The organism is Streptomyces sp. NPDC096136 (assembly GCF_044763325.1).
Classification (GTDB): Bacteria; Actinomycetota; Actinomycetes; order Streptomycetales; family Streptomycetaceae; genus Streptomyces.
This window is the reverse complement of record NZ_JBIWFZ010000025.1, coordinates 115,561-121,560: the sequence shown is the minus strand read 5'-3', so window position 1 is coordinate 121,560 and position 6,000 is coordinate 115,561. Positions and strand designations below refer to the sequence as shown.

Genomic DNA, 6,000 nt, shown 5'->3' with positions numbered 1-6,000 from the left:
AGCGAGACCAGCCCCCTAGACATGTCCCGACCAGCATCAACACCCCAGAACCTCACTGTCTCTCACCCCACCACCCCCAAACCGAGAAATCGCACGCTACGCGGACTCGGCCCGTCAGCTGCTTCTGGCCTCGCCCGGTGAGACCCCTGGTGGGACTGTCAGATACGCCGAATAGGGTCTGGTGACGTCCGCATCCAGTAGGAGAGACCGTGGCTCTCGACGCCGTTCAGGCGATAAGCCAGCTTCAAGACCGAAGTTCCGCCAAGCGCCGCTCGGCCGCGAAGCGACTTCGTAAGCTGGGCGACCCATCCGCTGGTGCTGCCCTGCTCGAAGCCCTGAAGAATGAGGTGAGGGATACGCGGACCTGGGAAACCCAATACCAGATGACGATGGCACTCGGTACTTGCGGCTCCCCGTCCGACCTCTCCTACCTGCGCGATCTCGTCCTTCAGCGCGAAACTCTCCATGCAGTTCACACTGCCGGGGGCGACGCCATCGTCCGGCTGAGCTACATGGAGCACTCCCACACCGAGGCGATTCGCTGGTGCCTGAGCACCGATAGCGAGCCGCTTGTAGGCGGAGCGTTGCAGGCCGTGGCCATGCTCCGGCTTGTCCTGGATCAGGAAACCGTGACCAACGTCCTCGACTTCGTCGAAGCCAGGTCCCCACACGACGGGATCTACTTCTGGCCCGCTGTTGCCGCGGCCGGCTGGACAGGGCAACGAGTGCACGACTTCCTCACCGCGTGCGTCTCCGGCCCCCGATCCGATGTCGTCGAAGCCGCCACCAACTCCCTCGCTGGGAACTACGGCACCTACCGACCTCTGTAACTGGCCCCCGCACCCCAGGTTCGTCATGAACCCGCGCCTTCTCACCGGAAAATCTGCTGTCGGACCGCCAGCAGCTCGTTCTCACCCCGTGCCGCCAGCCCCCTCGCGGGACGTTCCCGAAAACCAGGATCAACCCCTATGAAGCGGCCCTGACGGGGTTGACCAAACAGATAGGGGCACCCCCCGGCACCACCGACCACGCCCGGCTGCGCCACCTCACCGTGGCCCTGCTGCCCGAATTCGCCGGCCGTCTCGTCGACGCCCAGGACGCCACAGCCAGCGAGCAACAGCTGCGCGACATCGCCGTGAGGGCCTGCAGGAGATCTACTTCAAGGACCGCGGCCGCCGCGCCAGCGGCCTCCTGGTGGAGTTCACCGACATCGGCCACATCGAGTTCGACCTGTAGGCACGCACGGCCCCTGAGGCGTCGCCCGCGTGACGCGCCTTTCGCAAGTCACGCGCTGACTTGTTGTTGTCGCGATTCAGCTGTCTTGGTGGATCGCCGGTCAGAGCCACCGAGCAGGCGGGGCAGCTTCCACCTGCCCATCGGCTCGGCGACGTCGATCACGCCAGCGCCACACTGTGTGTCCCACGAGAGCCAAGGAGACGACGCATGCCGCGACTCGAGTTACGTTCCAGACCATTGAGAAAGCCGGCCCCTGAGAAGCCGCCTCGACGCTCAATCGCTGGGTCGCCTCGAAGAAGGCGATGAACGGAACAAGAAGACGGAACAGAAGGCCACCAACGCCGGGCGTTCGCGCTACATTCCCGATGAGTCCCACAGGTGCACCAAACACAAATGCCGCTATTCCCCACACGAGAATTTGACTCTCGCTGGAGGCGTCAGATTCCATTTTCATCTCAGCTGGAATGGAGGCGGTCGACGTCATTCCGGCCGGAATGGCAGGATTCATGTCCTTATATAGGTAATATGCGACAACTCCGACAGCCAATCCCGTCGCCGCCAGAGTAGCCGACTCCATTTTAGATCGGCGAGAATTGCCCACCATGAATGCATAGCAAGCCCACGGCCAGCCGCTAGAAAAGACAATGCTTACAGCGACGCAAGCGGGATTATTCCATTTTCCCGCAGTGGGGCCTGCTAGGCCAAGTAGCAAACCCACTCCAAGCGAAACAGCAACTGGAACAATGCGAGCACGTGCAAAGCGTGTGATTTTTCTTCCCCCGTTCAGTGGGTAATCCCGGGTTGGAGGCGGCGCCGCTCCGGGGCTCCGCAGGCGACCGAGCGGCCCCAGAGCGGCTCTCCAACCTACCGCACTCTACGAGGAGTTACAGCTCGGCGTGGGTAGTCAGAACCTAATCGACGCTGTAGTAGGTCGAGCAGGTGTAGGCCATACCCGCTGTGAGGTTCGCATTGGAGGTGCTGCCAGCCGGGGCCGAAGCGCGACGCGTATCGCCCGCGATAGTCACCGTAGACGAGTGCCCCTTCGAACCGTGAAGGTAATTCGAATAGCAGTACTTATTGAATACCCCGGGGCTGACCTCCCTTGCCGACCAGCCGTAACACCAGGTGCCACCACTGGACGGATTGACGCATGCCTGCCCCTGCGGGCCGAATGAGGTCGTCGATGCACTCATCGTTAACGTCGCAACACCCCATTCAGACGGGTTGCCCAGAACCGCAGGCGGCTGGGTGCCATCCCCTCGATGGTGAACAGTGATGGTTGCTCCGGAGGCGCTGGCGGTTACAGACGCGTCCGCAGCGGCCGGCGCTGCAAGGGCTATAGCTGAAATAGCTGCGCCCGCGATGGCGAGGGTGACGGATCTACCGGCAATTTTCACGAAAATTCCTTCCCCCTGATTCCCCCTGTTGGGAACGGGAAAGATCCTTCACGAGCCCATACCTACCAGCAAGTGAAAATTGAACCCGTTGGCTCAAAAACACTTCAGCCGATTCATATGCAAACATCCAGATTTTTTCGATTCTCCATCGCCTAGTTTGTGGCGATTTAGTAAAAAGATCCCCGGTTCGATGCTTAGGCCATCCAGCGCGTTCGAATGCTGATCGACGGCCGATATCTAACATTTGCTTTGGTCCCATGCCGAGTGGCCGTCGCCGCCCTCGGCGACCACGCCGAGGGTGGCGGCCAGGAACGCCAGGCCGGAGTACGTAGCCGCCTACGCCGCAGACATCATCGGCCTGGACGCCATCGTCGCAACTGAACTTGATTGAGTGATGTCGGAGCCGTTCGCCTGACAGCGGTGGGTGGGCTCCGGTACCTCTGGGATCGTGAGGTACGCGCAGGGCGGCGGGTTGACCGGCGCCGAGAGGGCCGCGCGGGAGCGGATCCGGCTGCAGGCCGTGGAACGCTTCGAGGGCGGGGTGAAGAACCGGGAGATCGCTGCCGCGCTGCGCGTGAGCGAGCGGTCGGTGGAGCGGTGGCGCCGGGCCTGGCGCGAGTGTGGAGAGGCCGGTGTCCAGTCGAAGGGATCCCCGGGTCGACCGAGACTCGGTCCGGCCCAGATCGCCAGGCTCGAAAGGGAGCTGGAACGTGGCCCGCTCGCCCATGGCTGGGTGGACCAGCGGTGGACGCTCGCGCGGATCAAGACGCTGATCGGTCGGCTGTTCCACGTCTCCTACACGGTCGAGGGCACATGGCAGTTGCTCAAGCGGCACGGCTGGTCGTGGCAGCAGCCCGCCCGCCGGGCGATCGAGCGTGACGACGCGGCGGTCGAGGTGTGGAAGAAGGAGACCTGGCCGCGGGTAAGAGCGCCGCGGCGGCTCTCGGAGCGTGGATCGTCTTCGAGGACGAGGCCGGGCAGTCGATGACGCCGCCGCGTGCCAGGACCTGGGGCCGGATCGGCCGGGCACCGGTCGTCAGAGTGCGCGGTCGGGGCTCCGGCCGTGTGTCGATGGCGCCGCATGACCTGCTACAAACCCGGCGAGCGGTCCCGGCTGATCTACCGCATCCGCGAGTACCGGGGCCGCAAGGACGAGCCGAAGGGCTTCGGCTGGCGCGACTTCCGGGACCTGATCGTCCGCGCCCGGATCCAGCTCGGCGGCCCGATCGTGCTGGTCTGGGACAACGTCCGCCTCCACCTGGCCAAGCCGCTGCGGGCGTTCATCGCCGCGAATGCCGACTGGCTCACCGTGTTCCAGCTGCCCACCTACGCGCCGGACCTCAACCCGCAAGGGGGCGTCTGGTCGCTGGTCAAACGCGACATCGGCAACCTCGCCGCCGACCTCGGCCAGATCACCCGAGCCGTGAAGCACAGGCTCAAACAGATCCAGCACCACCCCGACCTGGTCGACAGCTGCCTCGCCGGCACCGGCCTGATCGTGGACGGATGACCGACATCACGCATTCAAGTTCAGTTGCCAGGGGTGTTCACGAGAGAGTCTGACCAGCTCGGCTCCTCCGTCGTTGTAGATCGTTGCCCGTCTCGAGGGTGATCGTTGCCCGGACTCAGGCGGGGTACAGGGCCGCGATACGGGGCAGGTGGCGGGCGATGCGTTCGTGGTCGCCGAAGTCGGAATCCCACTCCGGGTCGAGCTCGGGATAGCGGATGGTGAAGTTATCGGCCGAGGGCTCGCTTCCCGTGGCGGCCCGGTAGGCGTTCCAGACGATGAGGAGGATTGCTTCTCCGTCGAGGTCCCAGCCCTCTGCGGCAGCCAGTTGGACGGCAGGAAAGTCGGCCAGTCTGTCCGGATCGTTGATGACCTGCTCGAAGGTGGCGCGGCCCTGTGCGATGAGCCAGCCTCGGAAATAGTCGAAGCCGTCGTCGGAGCAGCCACCGTTGACCTGGTACGCGGCGGCCCACAGCGGGGCCAGGTAGGAGGCGGCCATCAAGTCCCACAGGACCTGCTCCGCTTGGAGGATCTCTGCTGGTGGATGGTCAGCGAGCAGTGTGGTGGCGTGGCTGGCGACCTCCTCGGCATCGGTCGGGTCGGCGGCGAGGAGGCGGGCTTGTTCGATCAGGTTCCAGAAGCGGTCGTTGTCCATGGTCAGTCCCACCAGAACTCCCAGCAGTTCAGATCGATGAGGTGCTCGGCATAAGCGACCAGGTCGCGGTGCGCGCCTTGCCAGACGTTGTCGGGGCAGAAGGCGAAGTGCTCAGCGGCAATGGCCAGGGCCTCCTCAGGTCCGCTGGGCGGTGCGGCAACGCTGAGGTGGAGGGTGCTGAATCCGACGCCGACAACGCGCGCACCGAAGCGATCCTCCCAGCCGCGGACGACGGCCGAGAAGGTGGCTGTGTCGTTGTCGTAGTTGGCAGGTCCGTCCCACCCGACGGCGGTGAGGGCATCGGCTCCGCGGGGTGCCGAGACGAGGCCGAGACGTGCTTGCGGGTTCAGGGCCAGGAAGGCTCGCGCGTACTGCTCGGCCATTCCATCGGGGTCCGCGGAGATCTCGCGGGTGGCTGTAGTACCGGGCCAGGTCTGGCCGAAGCGAGCGGTGACGGCCAGGCGTTCCTCGGCGGTGAGCTGGTCGTCGTCTTCGTCCGTGGCCGTGTAGTCCTGCCACCAGCGGGCGAGAAGTTCCTCGGCGTCGTGCTCGTCGGGGGAAGACATGCGCTCGGGAGACAGTTCGCCGCAGCCCCAGGGCCGGAAGTCTGTGTCGTGCGGGTCCAGGGAGGCGAGCAGCAGCGGCCACAGCCCGGAGGCGGCATGTTCGCCACGCAGCTGCGCCCACAGGTCGGCAGAGGCGGGGCCGTCGCTCAGCCACAGAGGTTGCAGGTCGCCGGCACCTTCATCCGAGGTGATCATGCGTCCAGGCGGCAGGGATATTCCGCGGGACAGAAGGAGGTCGAGGTTCACGAGCGGATGCTATGAGGTGGGTCTGACATCCGGTCCTTTCAGCGGGAGTGGTCACCCAAGTCGATGGACCAGACATCGCCCACCTGATGCCCGTCTGGATCAGGGGTCCCGGACCCGTATGGATCAAGGTCGGAGATGACGTGGATGCGGGCCGCGGAATCGGATACGCGATAGCAATCCATGTCTCGCGACGTGTTGTCCGTGTCGAGCTCGAGGGTGTGCCCGAGGGCCAGGATGGCGGCCTGCAGTTCATCGAAACGGACCGTGGGCGCAAAGTCCCCATACTTCCGCGCGAGCACAGGGGGCACCATGTCCGCCGATGGGACGTACAGCAGCCGTTGGATCTTCACACCGAAGCCTTAAGCATGACACCTCTCCCTGCAGCCCCGGCTG

At 64.7% G+C, this 6,000-nt stretch carries 7 protein-coding genes and 1 pseudogene; 4 read left to right on the top strand and 4 right to left on the bottom strand.

Annotated elements, in window-relative coordinates; translation table 11 throughout:
* Positions 1-209: 209 nt before the first annotated feature.
* Positions 210-830 (top strand): HEAT repeat domain-containing protein, encoded by a 621-nt coding sequence (locus tag ACIRBY_RS34245; RefSeq protein WP_403908121.1) that lies wholly within the window; start codon positions 210-212, stop codon positions 828-830.
* Between the two features lie 176 nt (positions 831-1,006).
* A pseudogene (tpg, locus tag ACIRBY_RS34240) lies at positions 1,007-1,236 on the top strand (telomere-protecting terminal protein Tpg); the annotation flags it as partial.
* A gap of 911 nt (positions 1,237-2,147) precedes the next feature.
* Here tpg and ACIRBY_RS34235 read toward each other — a convergent pair.
* Positions 2,148-2,429 carry a lactococcin 972 family bacteriocin gene (locus ACIRBY_RS34235; RefSeq protein ID WP_403908125.1) on the bottom strand — a complete coding sequence of 94 codons (282 nt, stop codon included), beginning with the start codon at positions 2,427-2,429 and terminating at the stop codon, positions 2,148-2,150.
* Between the two features lie 652 nt (positions 2,430-3,081).
* Between ACIRBY_RS34235 and ACIRBY_RS34230 the strand changes: the two genes are divergently transcribed.
* Both ACIRBY_RS34230 and ACIRBY_RS34225 read left to right on the top strand, forming a co-directional pair.
* A complete protein-coding gene (locus tag ACIRBY_RS34230) occupies positions 3,082-3,621 on the top strand; it encodes a winged helix-turn-helix domain-containing protein (RefSeq protein ID WP_403908119.1) in 540 nt (179 codons plus the stop codon).
* A gap of 93 nt (positions 3,622-3,714) precedes the next feature.
* Positions 3,715-4,143 (top strand): transposase, encoded by a 429-nt coding sequence (locus ACIRBY_RS34225; protein ID WP_403908117.1) that lies wholly within the window; start codon positions 3,715-3,717, stop codon positions 4,141-4,143.
* A 115-nt stretch (positions 4,144-4,258) separates the two neighbouring features.
* On the opposite strand, the gene ACIRBY_RS34220 is transcribed toward ACIRBY_RS34225, so the two are convergent.
* The 3 genes from ACIRBY_RS34220 to ACIRBY_RS34210 are packed head-to-tail and all read right to left on the bottom strand — an operon-like array spanning position 4,259 to position 5,957.
* Positions 4,259-4,795: a DUF4240 domain-containing protein gene (locus ACIRBY_RS34220; RefSeq protein ID WP_403908123.1), complete on the bottom strand. Its 537-nt coding sequence runs from the start codon at positions 4,793-4,795 to the stop codon at positions 4,259-4,261.
* Between the two features lie 2 nt (positions 4,796-4,797).
* Positions 4,798-5,607 (bottom strand): DUF4253 domain-containing protein, encoded by an 810-nt coding sequence (locus tag ACIRBY_RS34215; RefSeq protein WP_403908115.1) that lies wholly within the window; start codon positions 5,605-5,607, stop codon positions 4,798-4,800.
* Between the two features lie 38 nt (positions 5,608-5,645).
* The gene (locus ACIRBY_RS34210) at positions 5,646-5,957 is read right to left on the bottom strand and encodes a hypothetical protein (protein ID WP_403908113.1); all 312 of its coding nucleotides are present in this window, start codon (positions 5,955-5,957) and stop codon (positions 5,646-5,648) included.
* Between the last annotated feature and the right edge of the window lie 43 nt (positions 5,958-6,000).

Excerpts from the sequence above, each read along its gene's own strand:
- ACIRBY_RS34220 (WP_403908123.1), bottom strand. The coding sequence starts at position 4,795 with ATGGACAACGACCGCTTCTGGAACCTGATCGAACAAGCCCGCCTCCTC.
- ACIRBY_RS34235 (WP_403908125.1), bottom strand. The coding sequence starts at position 2,429 with ATGAGTGCATCGACGACCTCATTCGGCCCGCAGGGGCAGGCATGCGTC.
- ACIRBY_RS34225 (WP_403908117.1), top strand. The coding sequence starts at position 3,715 with ATGACCTGCTACAAACCCGGCGAGCGGTCCCGGCTGATCTACCGCATC.